Below are 23,878 nucleotides of genomic sequence, written 5' to 3'. Positions count from 1 at the left end.
CGGCCGCCGAGCGCGCTGCTGTGCCACCGGTGCGCCCGTGCGCGGGGCGCTCTCAACGTGCCTGCTGGGCAGACTGATGAGCGTCGGCTTCACCCCGCGTCCAGCGGCAGGAGGTTTGGGCATGACAGCAGCGCACATGACTCGACGACACCACGGAATCCTGCGGATAACGGGCGTACTGGCGCGCTCGGCGGGGCGCGGGCGGCGGGCGTGGACCGGGGGACACCGAACGTCCGGCGCCCGGACGAGATGGCTCTTGCTGAGCGTCTGCCTGATCCTGAGTTTCTGCTCCAGCACACCATCTTTGGCTGTTGCCACCACGCCGTCGGCCCGGCAGTGCGACGAAGTGCCGACCGGTGTCTCCACGGGCGATCACTGGCTGAGGTTCAGGGTGCCGCCCGGGCTCATGCCGGACCCGCGGTTCGACGGGCGCCCGGCGAAGATCCAGGTGCATCGCGTCCAGCCGGTGTACGCGCACGGCAAATGTCCAGGCGTGCCCAACCGGGCCGCAGTGCTGATCCACGGCCGTACCGTCACCGCCTCGCCGGCCTTCGACCTGCGCTTCCCCGCCCCGGAGGGTGGCTCGCTCAGCGTGCAGGAAGGACTCGCGCGGGCGGGAATCGACACGTTCGCCCCGAGCCTGCTCGGCTACGGCCACTCGACGCGCTTCGACGACGGCCTGAACGATCCCGGCAACGCGAGCCTGAGGCCCTATCTCGCGGACGGCACCTGTCCGTACCCCGAGGGGTGCGACCGCACCCACAACCCGATCTTCACCCTCGACCAGCAGGGGACCCTGCTCCTGACCAATCCGCTGGGCGGGGAGAGGCGCGCGCACTCGAGCAATTACCGCTTTGCGCGCATGGACGTCTGGGTACGCGATATCCGTCAGGTGATCGATGACGCCATCACACGCGCGCAGCCGGCGGACGGCAAGGTCACCCTGCTCGGCTATTCGCTCGGCGGGCCGCGCGTCGGGCGGACGCTGTACGCAGCCAACCCCAACCCGCTGTTGCCCGGAAGCGCCGACGTCATCGCGAAAGTCAACCGTGCCGTGTTCATGTCGTCGCTCTTCGGCGGACCGACTGAGGAGACGACACCCCCAACGGGCTTCGTCACGTTCCCGCTGACGCTCAACCGCCGTCCGGCGGCACCGGTGCTGCCGCCGGATCGCGAGGCCGCGTGCACCGGGCGTGTTGTCCCCGGCAGCCAGGATCAGTTCTGGAAGCAGATCATGGAGCAGGACACCGAGGGGCGGAACTGGGGAGGGGACGACCCCGGCCACCCGACAGGCCTCGACCGCTCGCCGACGTTCTCCAGCTACGGCTGGAACACCGCCGTCGCGGGGCAGCTGACCCCGCCCACACTGGTCCTCCACGGTCTCGAGGACGACACCGCGCCGCCGGCCAACGCGCCCGCCATCTTCAACGCGCTCCCGGCGTCGATGACGAACAAGGTCCTCGTGCAGGTCCAGTGCGCCAGCCACCAGATGCAGATGGAGGGCTGCGCCGGCCCACGCTGCACACCGCAGTCCGGAACGCCCTACGGCGGGCGCCCCGGCGAACCGTGGGCCGGCCCCCATGCCACGGTCAAGGCGGCCCTGATCGAGTGGATCAGGAACGGCACCTTCAACGGCGCCGCGAACGGAAAGTTCACCGTCGACGAAAGCGGCGTGGCCAGCGCCAGCCCGTAGAGCGACCCGGGGCCGTCAGGGCTGTGGCACCGCCCCTTCCGGGCGAGCCGCAGCCCTCCGTCGACGCCGCGATGCGTTCGTGACGGCCTCGACGCACGAGTCCGGCGGCTTCCCCGACAGCGTGAATCTGGTGACCACATCACGCCGTGGCGGTGCAGTGATGCGCCACGCGAAGCCTGGCACGTGTGCCAAAGGCTCATCTCCATCGGTATCTCGGGGCCGCGATGAGCCCTGCACCCAGCAACCCCACCCCACGGGCGAGCTGTCGAGCCACGCATCGAGCCTTGCGAGCGGGGCGCCGGGCGGGGCAGCAGACCCCTGCTGCGGGTGCAGGTCAGCAATCCGGACGCCGTGCGGAGGGGCGCGAGGCTATGCCGTGTGTTAGTGTCACACGTTTGCGTGGTCGTCGCGGTGGGCGATTCTGTCTGTTCCGTTCGGCTTGTGCGTGAGCTGTTCAAACCTGCCGGGCCTTCCTCGGTAAGTTCCCCTGCGGAAGGCTGTTCATGAAGCATCCCCATGACTCCGGCATCGCTCTCGGCAGTCCCGCCCATCCTGGGGCAACGCCCCCGGCGCTGCTCCCGGCCGTCACCTTCGCCGGTCTGGAACTGCCGACGGAGATGCTGCGGACACTGAGCGAACTCGGGGTGCGCGAACCCTTTCCGATCCAGGCCGCCACCCTGCCCGATGCCCTGGAGGGGCGCGACATCCTGGGACGCGGGCGCACCGGATCAGGCAAGACGCTCGCTTTCGGCCTGCCACTGCTCGCACGGACGGCCGGGCGGCGCGCGGAACCGAAGCAGCCCCTTGCGCTGATCCTGGTGCCTACCCGGGAGCTGGCCCAGCAGGTCACCCAGGCGCTGGCGCCGTACGCCGAGGCACTGCGGCTGCGGATCGCCACGGTCGTCGGCGGAACGTCGATCGGCCGGCAGGTCGCCGCGCTGCGCCAGGGAGCCGAGGTGGTCGTCGCCACCCCCGGACGCCTGCACGACCTGATCGATCGCAACGCCTGCCGCCTGGGACGGGTGAAAATCACCGTGCTGGACGAGGCCGACCAGATGTGCGATCTGGGATTCCTGCCGCAGGTTGCCGACGTACTCGACCAGGTGCACCCCGACGGTCAACGGATGCTTTTCTCGGCCACTCTCGATCGCGACGTCGATCAACTGGTCCGCCGCTACCTCCACGACCCCATCGTCCACTCGGTCGACCCGGCCGCGGGCACAGTCACGACGATGGAGCACCACGTTCTGGTCGTCCACGGCCCTGACCGCTACGCCGTCATCACGGAAATCGCCGCCCGCGACGGCCGCGTACTGCTGTTCCTCGACACGAAGCACGCCGTCGACCAGCTCACCCGGCATCTGCGGGCCAGCGGGGTGCACGCCGGGGCCCTGCACAGCGGCAAGTCTCAGCCACAGCGCACACGGACCCTGGCGCAGTTCAAGAACAGCCAGATCACCGTTTTGGTGGCGACCAATGTCGCGGCCCGTGGCCTGCACGTCGACGACCTCGATCTCGTGGTCAACGTCGACCCGCCCACCGATGCCAAGGACTATGTGCACCGGGCGGGGCGCACCGCCCGCGCCGGTGAGTCCGGCAGCGTGGTCACGCTCGTGCTGGCGGGCCAGCGCCGTGAGACGAGCCGCATGATGGCCGAGGCCGGCATCGAGCCGACCGTCACCAAGGTGCGCTCGGGCGAGGCGGAGCTGAGCCGGATCACCGGCGCCAAGACTCCCTCCGGGATCCCGCTCGACGGCGGGCCCGCCGTCCCCCGACCCAAGAACACCAACGCGCCCTTCCGCGGCCTCGGCACCAGCAAGGGCACCTCCCGCGGCGCCGGCGGCAAGTCCCGAAAGGCGGGCGAGGCCCGCAAGCTCGCCGAGGCCCGCAGGGCCGCCCTCGTGCGTCGCAACGGCTGAGAGCCGTTGCCCTGGCAGCCTGGCCACGGGATCGACAACCCTCAGCCTGGCCCGAAGCCGTCCTGTGTGCCTCACCTACAAAGTCAAGGCCTTTGGCGCGAGAGGGATGCCCGCCGGAACGGAGCAGGATGATGTTGCCGGCGCCTCGCTCCCCTCTGGAGCTGGACAGCGACGGCAACTACGACCTTGTCACCGGTTCCTCCCACGCCTTCGGCCGCGACTTTGAGCAGGCGGCCCTGGGGCGCGGCGACAGGGCCGTCGCCCGCAACACCGACCCCCTCGCGGACCCGCCGGCCGCCCACGGCGAGGCGATCCGCCTCGTCGAGCCAGGCGGCTTCGCCACCGTCCGGTCAGGGCGTGCCCGACCTCGATGCTCGCGGTGTTGCCACCTGAAGGCGACAGGCCGGACCGGCCCCGGACGCACGGTCGCGTCCGGAACCGCGGACCGTGCTGCCGGGCCGCGGCTCAGGCATCGATGATGACGGGGATGATGAGCGGCTTGCGGCGATAGGTGCGGAACGCCCAGTTCGCCACGGCGCGGGCGACGAGTTGTTCGAGTTGGCGCGCGTCCCCGACGCCTTCCTCGGCTGCGGTGGCCAGGGTCTTCTCGATGACGGGGATGACCGGCTCGAAGGTGGCGTCGTCGTGGACGAAGCCGCGGGCCAGGAAGTCGGGGGCCTCGGCGAGGGCGCCGGTGTCCGCGTCGACGATCGCCACCACTGTGACCACGCCTTCGGCGGCGAGGGTGAGTCGGTCCTTGAGGGACGCTTCGGTGGCGCCGCCGACTTCCATGCCGTCCACGTAGACGTTGCCGGCGGGGACCTTGCCGGTGATGGACGCCCGCCCGTCGACCAGGTCGACGACGACGCCGTCCTCGGCGATGACGACCCGTTCGGGGTCGACACCGGTACGGATGGCGAGGTCGCCGTTGGCTCGGAGGTGGCGCCATTCCCCGTGCACCGGCATGACGTTGCGGGGTTTGACGATGTTGTAGCAGTAGACGAGTTCGCCGGCGCTGGCGTGCCCGGAGACGTGCACCTTGGCGTTGCCCTTGTGGACCACGTGGGCGCCCCACCGGGTGAGTCCGTTGATCACTCGGTAGATGGCGTTCTCGTTGCCGGGGATCAGGGAACTTGCGAGCAGGACGGTGTCGCCCTTGCCGATGCGGATCATGTGGTCGCGGTTGGCCATCCGTGACAGCGCGGCCATCGGTTCGCCCTGGGAGCCGGTGCACACCAGAGTGATCTTGTGGTCCGGGAGCTTCTCCAGCTCCTTCGTGCTCACGACCAGACCGGAGGGGACCTTCAGATAGCCCAGGTCACGGGCGATGCCCATGTTGCGGACCATGGAGCGGCCGACGAAGGCGACCTTGCGGCCGTGCTGGTGGGCGGCGTCCAGGACCTGCTGGATGCGGTGCACATGGCTGGCGAAGCTGGAGACGATGACCCGGCGCGGCGCGGTGCGCATCACCTGCTCGATCGCCGGGTTCAGCTCTCGCTCGGAGGTGGTGAAGCCGGGTACTTCGGCGTTGGTGGAGTCGGTGAGGAACAGGTCCACGCCCTCCTCGCCGAGGCGGGCGAAGGCACGCAGATCGGTGATGCGGTCGTCGAGAGGGAACTGGTCCATCTTGAAGTCACCGGTGTGCAGCACCATCCCGGCTCGGGTGCGGATCGCGACCGCGAGACTGTCGGGGATGGAGTGGTTGACCGCCACGAATTCGCAGTCGAAGGGCCCGAAGCCGCGCCGGTCGCCCTCCCGCACCCGCACGGTGCGCGGCCGGATGCCGTGCTCTTTGAGCTTGGCCTCAAGGAACGCCAGCGTCAGCTTGGAGCCGACGACGGGAATGTCGGACCGCTCGCGCAGCAGGTACGGCACGCCGCCGATGTGGTCCTCGTGGCCGTGGGTGAGGACCACGGCCACGATGTCGTCCAGCCGGTCCCGGATGGAGGTGAAGTCCGGCAGGATCACGTCCACGCCGGGCTGGGTCTCCTCGGGGAACAGCACGCCGCAGTCGACGATGAGCAACTTGCCCGCGTGCTCGAAGACGGTCATGTTGCGGCCGATCTCACCCAGGCCGCCCAGGGCGATGACCCGCAGCCCCCCTTCGGGAAGGGGCGGGGCGGCTTTCAGCTCGGGGTGTGGATGACTCATACCCTGACGGTACCCGGAGAGCGGGGCAGGGTGATCCATTGCCTGTGCGATCTCCTTTTCGCGAGGGAACGGGGCACCCGCAGCATGCCTCGGCACCATCGGATCACGCAGGCGACCGGGGACAGGGAGCGGTGCAAGCGGTACCACCTTCCGTGGCCGAATCGTTCGCCCGGTGCTGGAGCAGATCTCGTGCACCCTGTCGTGGCATGCGAAGTTCTGTCCGCGGGGCACGTGACGTGCCACGTTCGAGTCAGGGCACGGGTGGGCTCCGCGTTCTCGGCCCGCAGCCGCCTGATCTCCGCGGCCTCCTCGGACGTCACTCCAGGCCGCTGCCCGGACATCCACCGGTATCGGACACCCCATTCACGCCCCAGCCAGGCAACCACCCAGAAATGTCAGAGTGTTCGATATCCCTCCCGTGCGGCGTATCGTCCAAATCCGCCAAAACGCAGAAGCGAAGGCAGCACGTGCCCCGGACGCCACCCCGTTACCGCCCGGCCGAACTGGAGATGATGTGACCCAAGCGGACGATCGTGACACCACTGCGGGAACTCCCGAGCTGATCCGCGTCGAGGACCCTTGGCCTCCCGATGAGCCCGGACGCGCCCTGCAGCTTCGCGTCTGGCGCATGGCCCCGGGCCGGCTCGCCGTCATGTTCGCCGACTACGACAAAGCCGACGACCGACTCACGCCCCTGATTCGCACGGTCATGGCCGAATACCCCGAGGACTCGATCACCTTCTACTACGAGGAGGTCACCAACCCAGTCTCCCAGGGCTATTACGCGACCCTGACCCTCACGGACGATGGTCGATTCAGCGAGACAGTATGTGAGGGGGCATCAACGTGGGACCTGCACCACATCCTCGGCCCCACACTCAAAGAGACCAGCCGCCCCGACGACGACCGCCCCCTGTGGGGCGGCCCGTAGGACAGGTAAATCGCTAGCATCCGAGCACGCCCGAACTGGGCATGCCTAACGGATCAGACCGGTGCTCGGATGGGCCGCATGACCGGCCGCAGGGCAGGTCCTAGCGGCCGGGACGTGGGTGCGGAGGGCCGGGCAGGGGAGAGACCCGGCTGGACGGGGTGACTTGGGTTCCGCCTCATTGGCTCCGCCGGATCGGTCCACTTCGACTCCGTCCACCCCGACGCGTTCGAGCTGTTCACCAGCTCTCCTTGAAACGGCACCACCAATGGCTCCCGCATGGTGATCGTCGGCCCGGAGACTCCTCGTTCGCCCATGTCATCCCCCTGCCAGCCCGGTGTCCGGCGTGGACGTCCTCGGCGCGGATCTGTCCGACGCGAACCTGACCGGCGCGTACCTCTACCGCGCGAACCTGCCCGGCGCACGGCTCGATCGTGCTCAGGACATGGCTCTGCTCATGGGCGCGACCTGGAACTTGTGCACAAGCCGGCCCGAGCGTCTGGCACCGGTCGTCGCCGAACAATCCGACGAAGTGAGCCCCGGGGTCTACCGCGTGAGGGGCGAGCAGGCCGACGACCGATCAGGATCCGCGCGCGTCTGACTCGCGCATCCGAGCACCGGGTCAGAACAGGGCAGGTGTCTCGACCCGTCACTGCATCGACTCGGCTACGTCGCCGGGCGTACGCCTCCAGCTCGTCGAACGCAGTGAGGTCCCGCACCTGTAGCCGTGGTGGGGCCTTATATGCGTCCGAGAGCGTGCATGACGCCAGCAAGCACGCCCCCTGCGGCGACTCCCACGAGCTTCCACATGAAAACCCGCTTCGCCTGCTGCCGCCGCAGACGCCGATCGTGGTCCAGGTAGCGACGACGCCACTCCGCCCCTTGCTGCTCGCGACGCCTCAGCATCTCTTGTTCATGCGCGCTCAACGGCCGCCAGCGGCGCTTGCCCTTGCGCTTTCCCATCCCATCCCTCTGGTGTCGATCACCAACCCCCTATGCTGCCATGCGCGTTTTGACCTGCACCGCTTGACGCTCGCCGAGTGGCTGGAACAGCAGCCGCAGGTCTCGCGGGTGCACTACCCCGGACTGTCCTCCAGCGCCTGGCACGTCCCGGCCAAACGGTATCTGCCGCGCGGCGCCGGCGCGGTCCTCGCCTTCGAACTGGCGGGCGGCCTGGAGGCGGGCCAACGGTTCGTCGAAGGGGTCCGGCTGTTCAGCCATCTCGCCAACATCGGCGACGTCCGCAGTCTCGTCATCCACCCCGCCTCCACCACCCATGCCCAGCCGGACGCCCGTCAGCAGGCCGCGGCCGGGGTCACGCCCGGCCTGGTGCGGCTGTCGGTCGGCCTGGAAGGCGTCGACGATCTGATCGCCGACCTCGAAACCGGCCTGCGCGCAGCCGCCGTATGAACCCCACCGCGCGCACCCAAGGAGCACGATCAGCCACGCGCCGCACCACCGCCTTCCGGCTCGCCGTCACCGCAGGTCTGACCGGCCTGGCCGCGACGGCGTGCGGCACCGGTCCGACGGACGACCCCGCGAACGCCGGACAGACCAGCCAGGCCGCCGAGCCCGCCGCCATCGACACCGGCGCCACGGTCGACGTACGTCTCGTCCTGGAGCCGACCAGCCTCGACATCGCCGTTCCTGACCGAGCACATCAAGCGGTTCGGCGAGTACAGCACGCACGAACTCGAAATCGAGCCCGAGGCGGACGACCGCAAGCTGGATGTTGGCTTCACCGCGGTGCGTGAGCGGGACCTGACCCTTGCCGATCTCGGACAAGCCGCCTGATGCCGATGGACTCCGCCATGCCCGCCCCGTACGTCACTCTGTCGGCGGCGGTGTCCGTCGTGGTCGGATGTGGCGCTAGTGCAGATAGTCGCTCGCTCGGGCGCCGAGGACGTTCAGAAGAGCCAGCGTCTCGGCGCCGGGGGACCCAGGCGGTGCGCTGTAGAGCACGAGGTGCTGGTCGCGGTCGGTGAGGGTGAGGGTGTCGCAGTCGACGGTGACGTCGCCGACGGTCGGGTGGCGGAAGGTCTTGGTGAGCGTCGGTACGGGCTGTACGTCGTGGCGTTCCCAGAGCCGGGCGAAGTCGGGGCTGGTGTCTCGCAGTTCGTCGACGAGGCCGGTCACGGCGGGATCGGTGGGGTAGCGGGCGAGGGTGGTGTGGAGCTGCATCACGATGCCCAGCCGGAAGTCGGCGGCGTCGGAGATCCCGTAGAGCGTCTCATCGGCGTATTGCGGTCCGGGGAAGGCCCGGCGGGCGAGGTTGCGCTCATTGGGGGTGAGCGGGGCGAAGTCCTCCATGAGGGCGGCCGCGAGGTCGTTCCAGGCGAGGACCTCGCACGCGGCGGACATCACGAAGCCGGCTGTCTGGGGCATTCGTTCGAGGAGCGCGAGGATGCTGGGGCGGACGTCGCGCCGGTGCAGTCCGGTGCGGTTCGGCGCGGTGCCGGCGAGGACGTGGAGGTGGTCGGACTCGGCGTCGGTGAGCCGCAGGGCGCCGGCGATCGCGGCCAGGACGTCGCCTGAGGGGCGTGGCGCCCGGCCTTGTTCGAGGCGGATGTAGTACTCGGTGGAGATGTGCGCGAGGACGGCCACTTCCTCGCGGCGCAGACCTGGTGTGCGGCGTCGCGGCTCGGAGGGGAGGCCTACGTCCTGGGGGCGGAGCCGCTCGCGGCGGCTCCGAAGGAATGCCCCGAGCTCCTGTCTGTCCATACGGTCAGTGTGCGCGCCGCCCGGCGGCGGATCGTAGTACTGGTTGTGCCTGTATCCGGTCGGCGGCCGACCGGACGCTGTTGCCATGACGAACAGCACGAACACCACGAACACCGCTGAGATCGCACCCGTCGGCCTGCTCACCGGCAAGGTCGTCTTCATTACTGGCGCCAGCCGTGGCATCGGGGCGGCCGCGGCCCGGCTCTTCGCCGCCGAGGGCGCCGCCGTCGTGCTCGCCGCCCGCAGCGCCGACGCCCTGGAGACCATCGTGAAGGAGATCCGCGCCGACGGCGGTACCGCCGACGCCGTCACCATGGACCTCGCCGACAGCGCGAGCATCCGCGCCGCCGTGGACCAGGTCGAAAAGCTGCACGGACGGCTGGATGGCGCCTTCAACAACGGCGCGGTCCCCCAGCAGCAGTTCGGCCCGGTCCACACCACCAGCGACGAGGACATCGACGAGCAGTTCGCGGTGAACTTCCGCGCGCACTGGACCGCCATGAACGCCCAGGCCGCTCTCATGCGGAAGAACGGCGGCGGGGCGATCGTCAACACCTCCAGCATCGGCAGCCGCCGCGCGAACCCGGCCCTGCCCGCCTACGGCGCCATGAAGCGCGCGCTCAACAGCCTCACCGAGACCGCCGCGGTGAACTGGGCCGGTGACCGTATCCGGGTCAACGGCATCACCCCCGGCGGCACCTCCACTGAGATGATCGCCACCTGGGAGGCGGCGACCCCCGGCATCGTCGAGCAGATGACCAAGTCGATCCCGCTCGGTCAGATGGGCGAGCCCCGGCAGATCGCCGAGGCGGCCGCGTGGCTGCTCAGCGACCGCGCCTCGTACGTGACCGGCGCGATGCTGCCGGTCGACGGCGGCGCCGGCGCCTGACCAAGACAGCTCAGCGCCACCCGCCGAGGCCCACCTTCACGGCACCGAGCCGTCACTCCGTAAGGACCGCCCAGCAACCCCAGCGGGCTCCGCGACGCGCAGACCTGCGACCCAGCCCCCGGGCCGGGCACTGCCGGGCGGCTCTTACGGCCAACCACACCGTCACCTTCGAGACTTCAAGAAAGGAGGCATGCCCGGCCATGAACTGACCCTCCAGGTTCTCCGACCGCGTCGACCCCGCGCTCACGGACGGACTGGCCCTCTACGAAACGCTCGGGCAACGCGGCTGTCTCCGCGCTTCTCGCCGATGTTCCTCACGACGAACGAGTGGCGCGCCACGATCACGTGATCCACGGGCCGACAGGCGAGGACCTGCTCGTCCGCGTGTACCAGCCCCGCTCCTCGACCGGCGCGCTGCCCGCACTCATGTAGCTCCACGGCGGAGGCATGATTTCCGGCGGCATCGATGCCGACCGGCCCGTGTGTGAACGTATGCGCTCGACCTCGACTGCACGGTCGTATCCGTGGAATACCGGCTGGCACCCGAAGATCCCTACCCTGCCGGAGTGGAAGACTGCTACGCCGCCCTGGTGTGGACCGCGCAACACGCCGACGAACTGGGCATCGACACGACACGTGTCGCCGTGGGCGGCGAGAGCGCGGGGCGCCGGAATGGCAGCCGCCACCGCGCTGCCGGCCCGCGCGAGCCATTGCTCGCCCTTCAACACCGTCCAGCGGCCGACCAGATCGTCCAGGTCGTCCAGGTCCAATGGAGTACGGGCCACGGTCGTCGACCTCTCGGGGCTTCACCCCGCGCAGTTGTACGGCCCCTGGACTCACACACAGGTGACACTCCCACAAGATCACCGTTTGCGGCTGGTGACGATCCTGCTGGCTTATTCAGTCACGCGGCGACGGAGAGGTCGAGACGGGCAAAGTGGCTCACGCGGGGTGCGGTCGAGCGGCTGGCCGTTCCACCAGGCATCGAGGCGAATGAGGTTGAGCGCAACAGCGGAGAAGACATGCTTCAGATGGGTCTTCTGGAGACCTAGGCATCAGGGATTGCTCCGCCTCATCTGCCTCACTGACGGCCCATGGTGCGGGCTCCGCTGCGGCCGCGGCTGGGATGATGGACCCCGGTCCTCGGCGGCCGCCTGCTCCAGCTCCGCGCTGGTGGCCGTGAACAGGCGGGTGGTGGCGAGCAATGGGAACGTCAGACCGCCGTGTCGGGCAGCTCGGGCAAGTCCCGTGCCGTTGCCGGACCGTCCTCAGGGGCGGGGTGGGGCCAGGACCGCGACTTCCCAGCCGAAGCCCACCACCAGTCGGCCGTCCGGGGAGACCTCCACCGCACGGACCGGCCCGGGGAACACCCACTGCCCGGCGGGCCGCCCGGAGGGCAGGTCCCATAGGTGCACCATCCCGTCCTGGCTGCCGCTGACGGCGATTGGACGGCCGTCCACCACTCCCGTCGCCACAGCTCGCACCTGGTCGATGTGGCCGGTGAGGGGTTCGCCGATCGGGCCGCCGGTGCTCAGGTCCCAGATCCGCACCGTGGTGTCCCAACTGCCGGTGACCGCGACCGGGCGGCCTTCCACCACCGCGGTCGCCACCATCACGCCCATTGCCTTCACCAGGCCGATGCGGCCGGTGAGGGGTTCGCCGATCTGGCGGCCGGTAGCCAGGTCCCAGATCCGCACTGTGGTGTCCCAACTGCCGGTGACCGCGACCGGGCGGCCTTCCACCACCGCAGTGGCCACCGAGCTCACCAGGCCGTAGTGGCCGGTGAGGGGTTCGCCGATCGGGCGGCCGGTGGCCAGGTCCCACACCCGTACCATCCCGTCCCCGCTGCCGCCGACCGCGACCGGGCGGTCCTGCACCGATCCTGTCGCCAGGGCGTACACCCCTTCGGCGGCGCCGGTGAGGGGTACTCCGACGGGCCGGCCGGTCATCAGGTCCCACCTCCGCACGGTCTTGTCCGGGCTGCCGGTGATGGCGACCGGGCGACCGTCCACCACTGCGGTCGCTACGGCTCGCACCTCGTCGGTGTGTCCGGTGAGGGGTTCGCCGACCGGGCGGCCGGTGGCCAGGTCCCACACCCGCACCGTCCCGTCCCCATTGCCGACGACGGCGACCGGGCGACCGTCCATGACCTCCGTCGCCAGCGCCTGCACCGGGCCGTTGTGGCCGGTGAGGGGCTTTCCGACGGGCTGACCAGTCGCCAGGTCCCACATCCGTACTGTCCCGTCCCGGCTGCCGCTCACGCCGAGCGGGCGGCCGTCCAGCATTGCCGTCGCCACCGCTGTGACAACTTCGGTGTGGCCGGCGAGGGGGTGGCCGACGGGTCGGCCGGTGGGCAGGTCCCAGACCCGCACGGCGCCGTCCCCGCAGCCGCCGACGACAACCGGGCGGCCGTCCACCACCCCCGTCGCCACTGCACAGACCTCGCCGTCGTAGCCGGTGAGCGGTTCGCCGAGCGGGCGGCCGGAGGCCAGGTCCCACACCCTTACCGTGCGGTCCTCGCTGCTGAAGGTGACGGCGACCGAGCGGCCGTCCACCATCCCCGTCGCCACCCCGCGCACCCGCTCGGTGTGGCCGATGAGGGCCTGCCGGAACCGGTGGTCGACCGTGCTGCCGGTGGCCCAGTCCACCCCCCATCGCCGGTCGGCACCGCCGCCGACCGGCACGGCGGTGATCCGCGCCGACAGGCCCAGGTCCCCGTAGCGGGCGGCGTCCAGCGCCAGCATCTGCCGACGCACCCCCGTATCCGCATGCCGGTGCAGATGAGCCGATGCCCGGTACACCGCCCCCTCCAACCCCCCTGCGGGCCAGGGGGCCGTTGCCAGCAGTTCAAGCACCCCCTCCGGATCGGCGTTCACCAGGAACACAGGATCGGGCAACTCCTCCTCCACACCAGCAGATCCAGCGTCGGGACCGTCGACGCCCAGCTCATCGGACGGTCCCGGCCCGGCCACGCGCTTGCGGCGCAGGAGGAGATGCGCGGGTCGCCACAGGACGCAGGCCAGGCCGAACCCAAGCGCGATCTGCAGGAACCGTTGGACCACCGGAGGGCCGGGAGCGCCTCCCCGCTCGGCCGGGGCCAGCCCCTGCGGATCGACAGTCACCGTGTAGATGCCGCTGTCCGCCCAGTGCCAGCTGACGGAGCCGCCCCGTATCGGAGCCTGCGGGGAACCGTCGAGAACGGCCACGGTGTAGAAGTCAAAGCCCTCACCAGCCATACCGTCCTCGGCCTCCTGGACCCGCAGGACCCTGACGTGTTCGGTGCGCCCGTGCTGGTGCAGCGCCTGCTGGTTCAGCTCGGACCGCTGCAGGACCAGCATGCCAAGGAGGCACAGCACACCCAGGACCCACCGGAAGCCCAGGAAGCGGCAGACACCCGTAAGCAAACAGGCGAGCAGAAGCACCAGCACGCACAGGAAGTCCACCCATGGGGCGGCCCTGAAGAAGGAGGTACGCGCGATCAGGCGCATGACCGCCCACAGCCCGCATGCTCCCCCGACGCTTGCCGCAACCGGACCCAATCTCCGGACCAACGTCCTTGCAGTGGAGGGCTGTTGACCCGAGCCGCACCGCGAAACGTCGCTCTCTTCGCCCGCGCCCATGGCCGTCTCCGTCCTCGACGTGCCCCTCCGTGGTCCGCGGCAGCCGCCGCACGAGGCATCTCCCGCACACGGTATGGATCGTTCAACGATCCTACAAGAGGACATCCTTCGGACTGGCGCCACAGTGCCGCTGCCGGTGTCCCGTCGGCAGGCCCAGCAGTCCTAGCTCGGACACCAGCCGCAAAGGAGCGCCAGCAGGTCATACCCGAGCCCCGAGCCGAAGCCCAGCCCCTGACTGTCTGTTCTGTTCTCTATCCGCTCGCGTGATCGACAGGGTTCGAACAGAGTCCTGGATCGGGTGAGTTGGCCGATGTCGGGGCATGGAAGAGGGGCCTCTCAGTAGCTCGCAGATGTCGAGTCCAGCGAGAATCAAGAGGCCCCGTTGTCGAAGTGTCGAAGTGTCGAAATGTCGAAGTGTCGTGCGGTCGCGGTTGCCCGGGTTCGGTTCGTCCACTCCTGCGTGTGACTGCCTCGCCCACAGGTTCGCGAACGCGTGCGACCGGCCGGATCGCCCGCCCCGATACGACTCGGACATGAGCAACGCCGAGTGGGCTGTGGCGAAGATACTGATGCCGGTTCCGGGCCGGCTGGCGGGCCGTGGTGGTCGGCCGGAGGGCTACTGCCACCGGCAGATGATCGACGCGGTGCGCTATCTCGTCGACAACGGCATCAAGTGACGGGCGATGCCACTTCGTACACCACGCTCAAGGCCAACATCCGGGCCGGGAATGGCTGCGGAGTCGAGCTGACGGACAGAATCGACTTCCAGATCCCTCAGGTCGGCGATCCCCATCCACGAACGCGCGTAGTTTCCGGCGGTTCGTTGTTGACGAGGGTGTGGTGCAGGACGGCGTCGGCGACGAGTCGTTCGCTGTCGTCGATGGGGTGGGCGACTTCGGGGGCAAGGCGTAGGGGCCGTGTTCGTGTCCGTGTCGGCGGGCGTCTGCGGCGAAGGTGAGGTGGGCGCGGACGACGGTGAGGGTGTGCGGCGATTTCAGGGATGCCGCGGTGGTGGAGGTGATGGGGTAGGGCGGTCGGCCGCGCAGTGGGGGCAGGTCGTGGGTGATGCGTGCGCCGTCGGGGGTGAGGTACCAGGCGTGTGTGCGGGAGCGGCCGCATCCTCCTGGACCACGAGTCCGCCGGCTCGGCCACTACCGCCGCCGCGGCAGGGTGCGGCTGCTGACGGACGGGGAAGGTGGCGAGGCGCGACCAGTGTGCCGCACCGGTCGCTCCTCGCCGCATGGTGTGTTCTGCCCGCGTTGTCTACGATCCGGTGGCAGCCTCCGTCTGTCCCTGCGCGGCCGGAGCGTCGGGGGTTCGGGCGGTGAGCGGGCTCCTGCCCCTGCTGAGGGCGAGGTAGATCACTCCGGCGACGGCGACGCCGATGAACCAGGAGTACGGGCCCAGGTTGGCCCCGTATCCGGACGGGCCGTAGACGGGCAGGATGCTGGAGAAGACCGAGCCCACCGCGGCGGCCACGAGCGCCCGGACGTTCCAGCCGCCCTGGAAGCGGAACTCCCCGTCCTCCTGGTACAGCGCGGGCACGTTCAGCTGGGTCTTCCTGATGAGGTAGTAGTCGACGACGAGCACGCCGAAGAGCGGGCCCATCGTCGAGCCGATGGCGTTGACGAAGCTGGGGGCGTTGTCCCAGGGGTGCAGCGGGTAGAGCAGCAGCGCGATGACGGCGGCAATGAGGCCGCCGCGTCGGAAGGTCACGTACTTCGGTGCCACGTTGGCGAAGTCGAAGGCGGGGCTGACGAAGTTGGCGACGACATTGATGCCGAGCGTGGCGACGGCGAAGGTCAGGGCGGCGAGCAGGACGAGGGCCGTGCTGTCGAACTTGGCGGATATCTTGGCCGGTTCGAGGATGACCTCCCCGTACACCTTGCTGGCGGCGGCCGTGGTGATCGCCGCGACGAGGGAGAAGAGGATCAGGTTGACGGGCAGACCCCAGACGTTGCCCTTCTTCAGGGTCTTCACGTCGGGGGTGAAGCGGGCGAAGTCACCGAAGTTGAGGAACAGGGCCGCGAAGTAGGTGACCCAGGTGGCGGCGATCGCGGCGATCGCGGCGAACGAGCCGGGGCTGACGTCGAGTCCGGTGGCGCTCTTGGCGAGTGCGCCCAGGTCCTTGGCCGGCATGTCGACCGTGAAGGACAGCGCGCCGGCCTTCACGGACAGCGCGATCGCCAGCACCAGCATCATCAGCCAGACCGCGGGTCCGGCGAAGTCCTGGAAACGGCGCACCGTCTCCATGCCCTTGCTGATGATGAGCAGCTGGGCGGCCCAGACGCCGAGGTAGCACAGCACTTCGAGGCCGCTGTGGTCGAAGAGATGAGTGGTCTCGTGCAGGTGCCTCGGGCCGTCGTAGCGGACGAGGAAGGCGACGATGGCGCCGGCCGCCGCGCTGGTCTGGGCGCCGTACCAGAAGGTGGCGACCACGGCTCGGGCGAGCGCCGGCACGTTGGCGCCGAAGGTGCCGAACGAGGCGCGGGCGAGGACGGGATAGGGGACGCCGGTCTTGACGCCCGCCCTGCCCATGAGGGTCATCAGCCAGTAGATGACCAGCGAGCCCACGGCGATACCGATGAGGAACTTGAGGGTGTTGCCCGCGACGAGGAACAGACTGGCGGCCAGGAAGTAGCCGTACAGACTGTGTACGTCCGAGGTCCAGACGTTGAAGATGCTGAAGGCGCCCCACTTGCGTTCGGTGGCCGGGGCGAGATCCTCGTTGTACAGACGGGGGGAATACCCCGGCGGGGTGACAGTTCTGTCCGCGTCCGCGCTGTCCGTCGCCGTCATGTGGTGCTCCTTGGTGCTGGCTGCGACATCTGCCTCCGGCATCGCACCGGATGGTTGATGCGTCAGACAACGGCCTGTGTATTGCACCCGAATGCCCGGCAAGTAACGGACTCGTCAACGGAAAATACTTTCCAGTTCCGGCCTTGCGCGACCCATCACGCAGGGTCTGGTCGCCGACCGCACCCCCCTCACTCTCGGGGGCGGCGGTGACGACGGTCACTCGGCTCGGTGCGGGCGCAAGGAGGACGTACCCCATGGAGCGATGGCCGCGACCACACCGACCGGCTGACGGACCGTGAGCGCCCGGGTGTCGGGAGGTCCAAGGGCAGCACCTGTCCGACCGAGGTGTAGGGGAGCCCGGCGCTCTGGCGGAGCAACGAGACGCTGAAGTCCACCTGGACCGTCGCGTAGTGGTGGCCGCACCCCGTCTCCCTCGTCCGCAGGCCGATGACCTCCTCGCGGCGGCGGTCGAGGATGTCACCCGCGCGCAGCAGGACCCGCTGCCGCTCGACCGGGAGCGCCTCGGCCCACCCGGCGAAGGCCGGCTGGGCCGCCTCCACCGCCCGACGGGCCTCTTCGGCCGCGCCCGCGGCGACCGTCGCCATGACGAATCCGGTCCAGCGGGCATGGTCGGGGTAGGTTCCTCCGCCCAGCGGCTCGGTCCTGCTTCTTTTCGCCTGATACGAACGCCTTACGGCACCGGGGTAGCCCGCACACGGGCGGCGGACCTGCCCTTCGGTGCCGCCGATCCGCTGGGAACAGGCCGCACGGGCCCAGGTTCGCTTCACAACTCACAGAATCTGGGGGGCCTTCACGGGTCGCTGCCCCCGCTGGGGGACAGGGCTTCTCATTCCCGGTCGTCAGTCGAGGTCTTCGGGGCGGTGACGAGGATCTGCAGGGCTCGGACCAATTGGTTTGCGTCCGAGGGGGAGAGCGGGGCGAGGAACTGACGTTCCATCTCTTCGCGGGCGTGCTCGGCCTTGCGCAAGGTGTCCTGACCCGTTGGGGTCAGCTGCACGGTGTTCTTGCGCCGGTCCTGGGAGCTGCGGTGGCGCTCGACGAGCCCCTTCTCCTCCAGGGCATCGACGAGCGCCACCATCGTCGTGCGGTCGACGCCGAGCCTGCCCGCCGCCTCCAGCTGGGACAGCGGGTATTCCGCCGCGAGCACGGCCAGGACCGCCAGCTCGCGGCCGTCGATGCCGAACGGCGCCAGCGCCGGCGTGGACGCCTCAGCCAGCCGCAGCTGCACGTGCTTGAGCAGATAGCCAAGGCGGGAGGCGAGGGCCTCGGAGGCTGCGTCATCCGTCATGCCCGCATCGTATCGCGAGTCTGATCGTCAGCCTTACTGACGATCATCTATGGTGACAGTATTGCCGTCATCGGCGGCGACACGTCGAGCCGAAGGGTGCGTGTGCACCATGACCGACCAGATTCAGCACCGAGTGACGTTCGGCATCAAGACCACCCCGATGCGCGCCTCCTACGAGGAAATCCTCCGAGTGTGGCAGGAGGCCGACGCCTTGCCGGAGATCGCGGACGCATGGCTGTGGGACCACCTGATGCCGATCGCAGGCCCCAAGGACGGGCAGATTCTCGAAGGGTGGACGCTCCTGAGCGCCTTGGCCGCACAGACCCAACGGCTTCGGCTGGGACTGCTCGTGACCAGCAATCGCATCCGCCAGCCCGCCGTCCTGGGCAAGATCGCCACGACGGTGGATGTGATCTCCCGTGGCCGCCTGGTCATGGGCCTCGGAGTGGGCGGCACCCACCAGCCACCCAACGCCGGTGGCATCACCGGCGAGAACCCCGCCGTCGCGGAGTACGACGCCTACGGCCTGACCCTGGTCCCGCCTGCCGAAGGCATCGCCCGCCTGGCCGAGACCATCACCATCCTCCAGCACATGTGGACGGAGGATGTCTTCGACTTCCACGGCCAGTACTACACGCTGAAGGGCAATCGCAACGAACCCAAGCCCGTCCAGCAACCAGGCCCGCCATTGCTGATCGGCGGATGGGGAACCAGAACCCTTCGTCTGGTCGCCGAACACGCGGACATCTGGAACATCCCCGGCCCGCCGCACAACACCCTCGACTACATCACCCAACGCAGCCGCGTCCTGGACGCGCACTGCGTGGCTGCCGGCCGGGACCCACAGACGATCAACCGCTCCGTGCAGTACATCGTCTCCTACGACGACCCAGCCGGTGACCGCAAGGCCATCCGGGATCTCATGGATGCCGGCCTGACGCACATCGTGCTGAGCCTGCGAACCCCCTACCCCCTCCAAGTCGCACATTGGCTCGTCGAAGAAATCATCACGCCCCTACGCGCGGAGTACGACGGGCGCTGAAAGCCGCAGTCGTACCGGGCAACCGATGAGCCGTCACCTGGACTGATCGACCGTTGACAGCGGACCGACGCCCTCGAACGCTGAGGACGCAGTTGTGCCAACGGTCACTTTGAACTCCCCGCTCGCGGCCGTTGGTTCTCCCCGTTGGCGGTTGTTTGGGATTCCCCGGTGGGGGCCAGATGTTGCCCCGCCCTGTGGACCTGCAGGTGCGCAGGTGCGCCGGTGGCGTTCGAGGCTGTGTTCGGCTGAGGCCGGCTGCTGGCATTGGATGATCGGAGTCCGCCGCTTCTCGTCGGCAGCGGCCGGGGCTGCTGCCCGGCCCCCGCTCCTCGCGCCCGCTCAGACCGCGGTGAAGGTCCACTGCACGTTGGTGCTGCTGTTCCCTGACCACTGCTTGGTCACGGAGCCCGAGGGCACGTTGCCGCCGCCGTCGAGGACGAGGCCGGTGGCGCGGTTGACGATCCAGTACCTGCCGCCACCCTGGTACCTGAGCGCCCATTGCTGCTTGGTGCCGCCGTCCCAAGGAGCTTCCAGGGCGGGGGAGCCGTTCGTGGTGGCGCCGCCGCCGTCGGCGACCATGCCGTTGGCACGGTTGACCAGCTTGTAGTAGCCGGTGCCGAGCTCGACGGCCTGCCACTGGAGGTTGGTGCTGCCGTTCCAGGTCCACTGCTTGAGGTTGGAGCCGCTGGGGACGTTCCCGCCGCTGTCCAGTACCAGCCCGTCGGTGACATTGGTGATTTTGAACCACGCCGAGGGGTTGAGCTGCACCTGCATCGACACGACGGCGTCGTTGTTGCCGGTGACCCGCAGGTCGGCGTTGTCGGCGGTGAAGGTCCAGGCGGTGCCGGTGAAGTTGTCACCGGAGTAGCCGATGATCTGGTAGCCGGGGGCCAGCTTCAGCGAGGACAGACTGCGGCTGGCCAGGCCGGCGAGCGACAACTGGTCGGCGGTGTAGGAGCCGACCTGGAGCACGGAGGAGCCGCCCAGATAGTTGACGTCCTGGTAGACCACGGCCCCGGACAGCGGCTTCAGGGCCGGGATCGGGCCGGAGAAGGTCAGCTTCACGACGTAGGCCAGGGCGGAGAACGGCGCCGCCGACGACGGCAGGGCCACATGCAGCCCGGCCGAGTCCTGCGTCGGCGTGGGCAGGTTCGTGTACGTGCCGGCGGTGGGGTTCAGCAGCTGCGCCGAGGTCAGGGAACCGACGTTGATCCGGGCCGAGTTGAGCGTCGATATGTTCAGAGTGCTGCCCGGCCAGCCGAGGACCGTGGCGTAGAGGACGGTGTTGTTCTTGCTCCGGGTGAAGCGGATGTCCTGCGCCGTTCCGACCTTCGGGGCGGTGAAGGCGCCGCCGCCCATCTGCGTGGGACCTTCGCCGTACGTGGTCCACGCCCGGGTCGAGTACACCGACTCACCGAAGCGGCGCAGGTAGTCGCCGATGCCGAGGAGGATGTCCTTCTGGGCCTGGGGGATCGTACCGTCCGCCATCGGGGCGATGTTGAGCAGCATGTTGCCGTTCTTGCTGACCCGGTCGATCAGCGCGTGCAGCATCTGCTGGATGCTGTAGTAGCCGATGCCGTTCGTATAGCACCAGCTGGAGCTGGAGATGCTGTCGTCGGTGAGCCAGTAGGGGGCGGTGATGTCGCCGGGGCCGCCGCGCTCGTAGTCGAAGACCTCGCCGTGGCCGTTGAAGCCGTCCTTGTAGGTGGCGACGACTTCGCGACCCCACGCCTCGGCCTGGTTGTAGTAGTACGACAGGAAGTTCAGTTGCTGCGTCTGGTTGATCTTGTTCAGGTCGAAGTCCTGCCAGATGATGTCCGGCTTGGCGAGGTCGATCACCTCCTTGAGCTTGTCGTACCACAGCTGGTTCTCGGCCGTAGTGCCCAACTGCCCGTACAGCTTCTGCAGGCTCGGGTCGGACTGCGCGGGCGCGTGGTCGTAGAAGCCGTTGAAGTTGAACGCGTGGTGCATGGCCACCAGGAGCTTCAGCCCCTTGGCGCGGATGGAGTCGGTGAACAACTGGAGCAGGTTGAGCCGGGGGCCCTTCGCGGCCGAATTCCACTCGTTGGCCGAGCTGTTCCACATGGAGAACCCGTCGTGGTGCTCGGCGACCGGGCCCGCGAACCGGGCACCGGCGTCGACGAACAGCTGCGCCCACTCGTCCGGATCGAAATTTCCGCCCGAGGACTTCAACTTCGGGGCGAACTTGTTGAAGTTGCCGTTCAGGTCGTTCGCGCCGTTGATGAAGTTGTGGTACGGCCACGCAGCCGGGTCGCCGTACGTGGCGATGTGGTGGGTGTTGGCCTTGCTCCCGCTGATGTACATGTTGCGCGGGTACCACTCGCTGTCATAGGCGGGGACGCTGAACACGCCCCAGTGGTAGTAGATACCGAACTTGGCGTCCTTGAACCACTCGGGAGCAGCGTTGTGCTGATCGACCGAGGCCCACGTGGGGGTGTACGTGGTCGCGGCGCGGGCGGTGCCGGCGGCGAGGACGTTGCCCGCGGCCGCCGCCGCCGCGACACCCGTGGCGCTCGCCAGGAACTGGCGTCTGCTGATCATGGTGGTACCTCCGTCAGAGCTGTGATGGGAAACCAAACCGGTGGTCGGCGGCACTTCTGTCGGCGAGAAGCGCGTCACCGGCTGCGAACGGCGGCGGAGCCTGCGGACTTCAGGGAACTCGCGGTGGAGCAGCGTCCCGACGGCATGTCCCCACTCCGTTCCCGTACGGCAGCACCGCCGCATGACTCTTTAGGCGCCCCGAGCCTCTCGGGGAACCTTGCGCAGCGTGTGCGTGATGTCACGCATGAAGTTGCGGCACGCGCCATGCCTATGTCAACGGGTGTGCAGGGATGAAAACCGCCTTATGGCTGGTCCTTTTTTCCGTTATCCATGGTTATCAGGCCCTTGCTCCCTGAGTAGACATGGAATGTCTGCGGGTCATTCGTCGGCGCCTCCGTCTTGCGGCGCAATTCGGTATAGGTGCGGGCGGCTGCCGGGGCGTGCGCGGGGGCGGAAGTGCTCTGCGGTGCCAGGGTGCAGCGCGTCTCGGGGGGCAATAAGTCGTACTCATTTTGCCAAGGTCCACCATACGAGCTCTGGATACTCAAGCACGCAAATGCCCTATAGCAGCCGTAATTACGCATGAGTGCTTCGCCATTGCACCAGGGACCAAAAGAACGCCGTACGCACCCTTGACGAACCCCTTGATAAGACGGCTAATTTCTTCCACGTCCGTGACATACAAGCCGCCTTAAGTGGCCGACGCCTACCAGGGACGGTCGGCGTCTGCCCATCCAAGCCGCCGTCTCCGACCTGCTCGGGGGCACCTGTGAACCCAGTGGAGTCGCTCATGACCGTCAACATGCCTTCGTCCGGCCCGAAGAGAGCGTTCAGCGCCGGACCTGCGGCCGGGCACGGCCGACCGCCCCGCTTCTGACGGACGGACCGCGGCACATGATGACGGCACTCGCGGGGGAGTTCCCGATGCTGCTGATTGACAAGGGCGACCACCACGGGGCAGCCGTCGGCAACGCACTGCTCAACGACCTGGTGGAGGACACGATCCAGGCGGTCCCGCCAGCGCCAGGACCACCCTTCGTCGCCCGCCCGCCCGAGCGATTACGTCGGCAACGCCGTGTCCGTCACGGGGAAGCCCACGCCACCTCTGCCGCCAGGAAGTCACCCCGCCCCGCGAAGTTGCGCCGCCCGCCGACGCCCCTGAGCCCGCCGGACGCTCAGGGACCGGGCAACGAACACGATCCGCACAACCAGACCGACAACTCCGCAGGAGCCGTCACATGAACGCTTTACCGACCGTCCGAAGCAACAGGAGGGGCAGACCCCCGGCCGCCTCAGCTCGTCCAGACGACGGACACGAACGCCGACAGCCAGCCGTGGAAGGTGGTCAACGTCGACTGATCCGCGCGACAAAGGGGTGCGAGGGACGGTGTCGGCCATAGCCGGACCGGCGCCGCCACCGCGTACCTCCATCACCGCGCATGCGAATCGAGCAGTACCACCGCATATGTGATGACGCCTACCAAGGGACGGGACTTGTGGACATCACCAGACGACAACTCGGCCGACTCGCTGCGGTCGGCACCGGGGCGCTCCTGCTGCCGGGCCTGCTGTCACCGGGCAGAGCAGCGGCAGCCGCACTGTCGGCAGGCAAGTGGGGCGACCAGGGCGACGGCACCTACGTCAACCCCATCATCCCGGCCGATTTCAGCGACTGGGACTGCATCCGGGTCGGCGACGACTACTACGGCATCACCAGCACGTTCGGGTACTCGCCCGGCGTTGCGGTGCTGCACTCGAAGGATCTGGTCAACTGGCGGACGCTCGGCGGCGCGGTCGGTGACGTGACCCAGATCGGACCGGATCTGAACTGGGACCGGATGAACCGCTACGGCCGTGGTGTGTGGGCCGGGGCCATCCGCTTCCACGCGGGCCGGTACTGGGTGTACTTCAACACCCCTGACGAGGGCTTCTTCATGACCTCGGCCGCGTCGCCGGAAGGGCCGTGGGATCCGCTGACGGCGGTGTGGCGGACCTCCGGCTGGGACGACCCGTGCCCCTTCTGGGACGACGACGGACAGGGCTACCTGGTCACCTCGCACTACTCGGACGGCTACAAGATCAACCTGTTCAAGCTGTCCGCAGACGGCAAGTCGCTGGTCGGCTCGCCCACGGTCATCCACCAGTCGTCGGGCAGCGAGGCCAACAAGCTGTACAAGATCAACGGCCTCTACTACCACCTGTACAGCGAGGTGAAGTCCGAGGGCCGGGTGCTGATGATGAACCG

Annotated in this window: 17 protein-coding genes and 2 pseudogenes; 11 read left to right on the top strand and 8 right to left on the bottom strand. The window is 68.7% G+C overall.

Annotation, left to right across the window (positions count from 1 at the left end):
• Positions 1-256 precede the first annotated feature (256 nt).
• Together ACWC1K_RS29675 and ACWC1K_RS29670 are read left to right on the top strand one after the other, a co-directional pair.
• Positions 257-1,693 carry an alpha/beta fold hydrolase gene (locus ACWC1K_RS29675; RefSeq protein ID WP_450835848.1) on the top strand — a complete coding sequence of 479 codons (1,437 nt, stop codon included), beginning with the start codon at positions 257-259 and terminating at the stop codon, positions 1,691-1,693.
• A gap of 503 nt (positions 1,694-2,196) precedes the next feature.
• The gene (locus tag ACWC1K_RS29670; RefSeq protein WP_450835846.1) at positions 2,197-3,612 is read left to right on the top strand and encodes a DEAD/DEAH box helicase; all 1,416 of its coding nucleotides are present in this window, start codon (positions 2,197-2,199) and stop codon (positions 3,610-3,612) included.
• A gap of 465 nt (positions 3,613-4,077) precedes the next feature.
• On the opposite strand, the gene ACWC1K_RS29665 is transcribed toward ACWC1K_RS29670, so the two are convergent.
• Positions 4,078-5,763: a ribonuclease J gene (locus tag ACWC1K_RS29665; protein ID WP_450835844.1), complete on the bottom strand. Its 1,686-nt coding sequence runs from the start codon at positions 5,761-5,763 to the stop codon at positions 4,078-4,080.
• Positions 5,764-6,277: 514 nt separating this feature from the next.
• Here ACWC1K_RS29665 and ACWC1K_RS29660 point away from each other — a divergent pair.
• From ACWC1K_RS29660 to ACWC1K_RS29650, 3 genes and pseudogenes are all read left to right on the top strand, one after another.
• Positions 6,278-6,694 carry a hypothetical protein gene (locus ACWC1K_RS29660; protein WP_450835842.1) on the top strand — a complete coding sequence of 139 codons (417 nt, stop codon included), beginning with the start codon at positions 6,278-6,280 and terminating at the stop codon, positions 6,692-6,694.
• Between the two features lie 343 nt (positions 6,695-7,037).
• Positions 7,038-7,292 carry a pentapeptide repeat-containing protein gene (locus ACWC1K_RS29655; protein WP_450835840.1) on the top strand — a complete coding sequence of 85 codons (255 nt, stop codon included), beginning with the start codon at positions 7,038-7,040 and terminating at the stop codon, positions 7,290-7,292.
• 425 nt (positions 7,293-7,717) lie between these two features.
• Positions 7,718-8,101, top strand: a pseudogene (locus ACWC1K_RS29650) (PLP-dependent transferase); the annotation flags it as partial.
• A gap of 459 nt (positions 8,102-8,560) precedes the next feature.
• On the opposite strand, the gene ACWC1K_RS29645 reads toward ACWC1K_RS29650, so the two are convergent.
• A complete protein-coding gene (locus ACWC1K_RS29645; RefSeq protein ID WP_450835838.1) occupies positions 8,561-9,412 on the bottom strand; it encodes a helix-turn-helix transcriptional regulator in 852 nt (283 codons plus the stop codon).
• 85 nt (positions 9,413-9,497) lie between these two features.
• On the opposite strand from ACWC1K_RS29645, the gene ACWC1K_RS29640 reads away from it, so the two are divergent.
• Both ACWC1K_RS29640 and ACWC1K_RS29635 read left to right on the top strand, forming a co-directional pair.
• A complete protein-coding gene (locus ACWC1K_RS29640; RefSeq protein ID WP_450835836.1) occupies positions 9,498-10,301 on the top strand; it encodes an SDR family NAD(P)-dependent oxidoreductase in 804 nt (267 codons plus the stop codon).
• 524 nt (positions 10,302-10,825) lie between these two features.
• Positions 10,826-11,353, top strand: coding sequence for an alpha/beta hydrolase fold domain-containing protein (locus ACWC1K_RS29635; protein WP_450835835.1), 528 nt, complete (start codon positions 10,826-10,828; stop codon positions 11,351-11,353).
• A gap of 216 nt (positions 11,354-11,569) precedes the next feature.
• On the opposite strand, the gene ACWC1K_RS29630 is transcribed toward ACWC1K_RS29635, so the two are convergent.
• A complete protein-coding gene (locus tag ACWC1K_RS29630; RefSeq protein ID WP_450835833.1) occupies positions 11,570-13,789 on the bottom strand; it encodes a WD40 repeat domain-containing protein in 2,220 nt (739 codons plus the stop codon).
• Positions 13,790-14,454: 665 nt separating this feature from the next.
• Between ACWC1K_RS29630 and ACWC1K_RS29625 the strand changes: the two genes are divergently transcribed.
• Positions 14,455-14,598, top strand: a complete 144-nt coding sequence (locus tag ACWC1K_RS29625) for a transposase (protein WP_450835831.1) — start codon at positions 14,455-14,457, stop codon at positions 14,596-14,598.
• Between the two features lie 105 nt (positions 14,599-14,703).
• On the opposite strand, the pseudogene ACWC1K_RS29620 reads toward ACWC1K_RS29625, so the two are convergent.
• The 4 genes and pseudogenes from ACWC1K_RS29620 to ACWC1K_RS29605 form a co-directional block, all read right to left on the bottom strand.
• Positions 14,704-15,036: pseudogene (locus tag ACWC1K_RS29620) on the bottom strand (replication-relaxation family protein); the annotation flags it as partial.
• 148 nt (positions 15,037-15,184) lie between these two features.
• Positions 15,185-16,720 (bottom strand): NCS1 family nucleobase:cation symporter-1, encoded by a 1,536-nt coding sequence (locus tag ACWC1K_RS29615; RefSeq protein ID WP_450835829.1) that lies wholly within the window; start codon positions 16,718-16,720, stop codon positions 15,185-15,187.
• 188 nt (positions 16,721-16,908) lie between these two features.
• On the bottom strand, positions 16,909-17,508 hold the full coding sequence (locus ACWC1K_RS29610; protein ID WP_450835827.1) for an aldehyde dehydrogenase family protein: 600 nt from the start codon (positions 17,506-17,508) through the stop codon (positions 16,909-16,911).
• A gap of 59 nt (positions 17,509-17,567) precedes the next feature.
• Positions 17,568-18,029 carry a MarR family winged helix-turn-helix transcriptional regulator gene (locus tag ACWC1K_RS29605; protein ID WP_450835825.1) on the bottom strand — a complete coding sequence of 154 codons (462 nt, stop codon included), beginning with the start codon at positions 18,027-18,029 and terminating at the stop codon, positions 17,568-17,570.
• Between the two features lie 109 nt (positions 18,030-18,138).
• Between ACWC1K_RS29605 and ACWC1K_RS29600 the strand changes: the two genes are divergently transcribed.
• Positions 18,139-19,071 carry an LLM class flavin-dependent oxidoreductase gene (locus ACWC1K_RS29600; RefSeq protein WP_450835823.1) on the top strand — a complete coding sequence of 311 codons (933 nt, stop codon included), beginning with the start codon at positions 18,139-18,141 and terminating at the stop codon, positions 19,069-19,071.
• Between the two features lie 339 nt (positions 19,072-19,410).
• Here ACWC1K_RS29600 and ACWC1K_RS29595 read toward each other — a convergent pair whose 3' ends face one another.
• Positions 19,411-21,633, bottom strand: a complete 2,223-nt coding sequence (locus ACWC1K_RS29595) for an alpha-L-fucosidase (RefSeq protein WP_450835821.1) — start codon at positions 21,631-21,633, stop codon at positions 19,411-19,413.
• Positions 21,634-22,557: 924 nt separating this feature from the next.
• Between ACWC1K_RS29595 and ACWC1K_RS29590 the strand changes: the two genes are divergently transcribed.
• Together ACWC1K_RS29590 and ACWC1K_RS29585 are read left to right on the top strand one after the other, a co-directional pair.
• A complete protein-coding gene (locus tag ACWC1K_RS29590; protein WP_450835819.1) occupies positions 22,558-22,875 on the top strand; it encodes a hypothetical protein in 318 nt (105 codons plus the stop codon).
• Between the two features lie 254 nt (positions 22,876-23,129).
• The coding region (locus ACWC1K_RS29585; RefSeq protein ID WP_450835817.1) for a glycoside hydrolase 43 family protein at positions 23,130-23,878 on the top strand (749 nt) is incomplete at its 3' end.

Source organism: Streptomyces sp. NPDC001492, from assembly GCF_053597275.1.
This window is presented reverse-complemented; position numbering and strand designations above follow the sequence as displayed.

Coding starts and splice junctions, on each gene's coding strand:
- ACWC1K_RS29670 (WP_450835846.1), top strand. CDS start 2,197: ATGAAGCATCCCCATGACTCCGGCATCGCTCTCGGCAGTCCCGCCCAT.
- ACWC1K_RS29665 (WP_450835844.1), bottom strand. CDS start 5,763: ATGAGTCATCCACACCCCGAGCTGAAAGCCGCCCCGCCCCTTCCCGAA.
- ACWC1K_RS29645 (WP_450835838.1), bottom strand. CDS start 9,412: ATGGACAGACAGGAGCTCGGGGCATTCCTTCGGAGCCGCCGCGAGCGG.
- ACWC1K_RS29640 (WP_450835836.1), top strand. CDS start 9,498: ATGACGAACAGCACGAACACCACGAACACCGCTGAGATCGCACCCGTC.
- ACWC1K_RS29630 (WP_450835833.1), bottom strand. CDS start 13,789: ATGCGCCTGATCGCGCGTACCTCCTTCTTCAGGGCCGCCCCATGGGTG.
- ACWC1K_RS29625 (WP_450835831.1), top strand. CDS start 14,455: ATGAGCAACGCCGAGTGGGCTGTGGCGAAGATACTGATGCCGGTTCCG.
- ACWC1K_RS29615 (WP_450835829.1), bottom strand. CDS start 16,720: ATGACGGCGACGGACAGCGCGGACGCGGACAGAACTGTCACCCCGCCG.
- ACWC1K_RS29605 (WP_450835825.1), bottom strand. CDS start 18,029: ATGACGGATGACGCAGCCTCCGAGGCCCTCGCCTCCCGCCTTGGCTAT.
- ACWC1K_RS29600 (WP_450835823.1), top strand. CDS start 18,139: ATGACCGACCAGATTCAGCACCGAGTGACGTTCGGCATCAAGACCACC.
- ACWC1K_RS29595 (WP_450835821.1), bottom strand. CDS start 21,633: ATGATCAGCAGACGCCAGTTCCTGGCGAGCGCCACGGGTGTCGCGGCG.
- ACWC1K_RS29590 (WP_450835819.1), top strand. CDS start 22,558: ATGCTGCTGATTGACAAGGGCGACCACCACGGGGCAGCCGTCGGCAAC.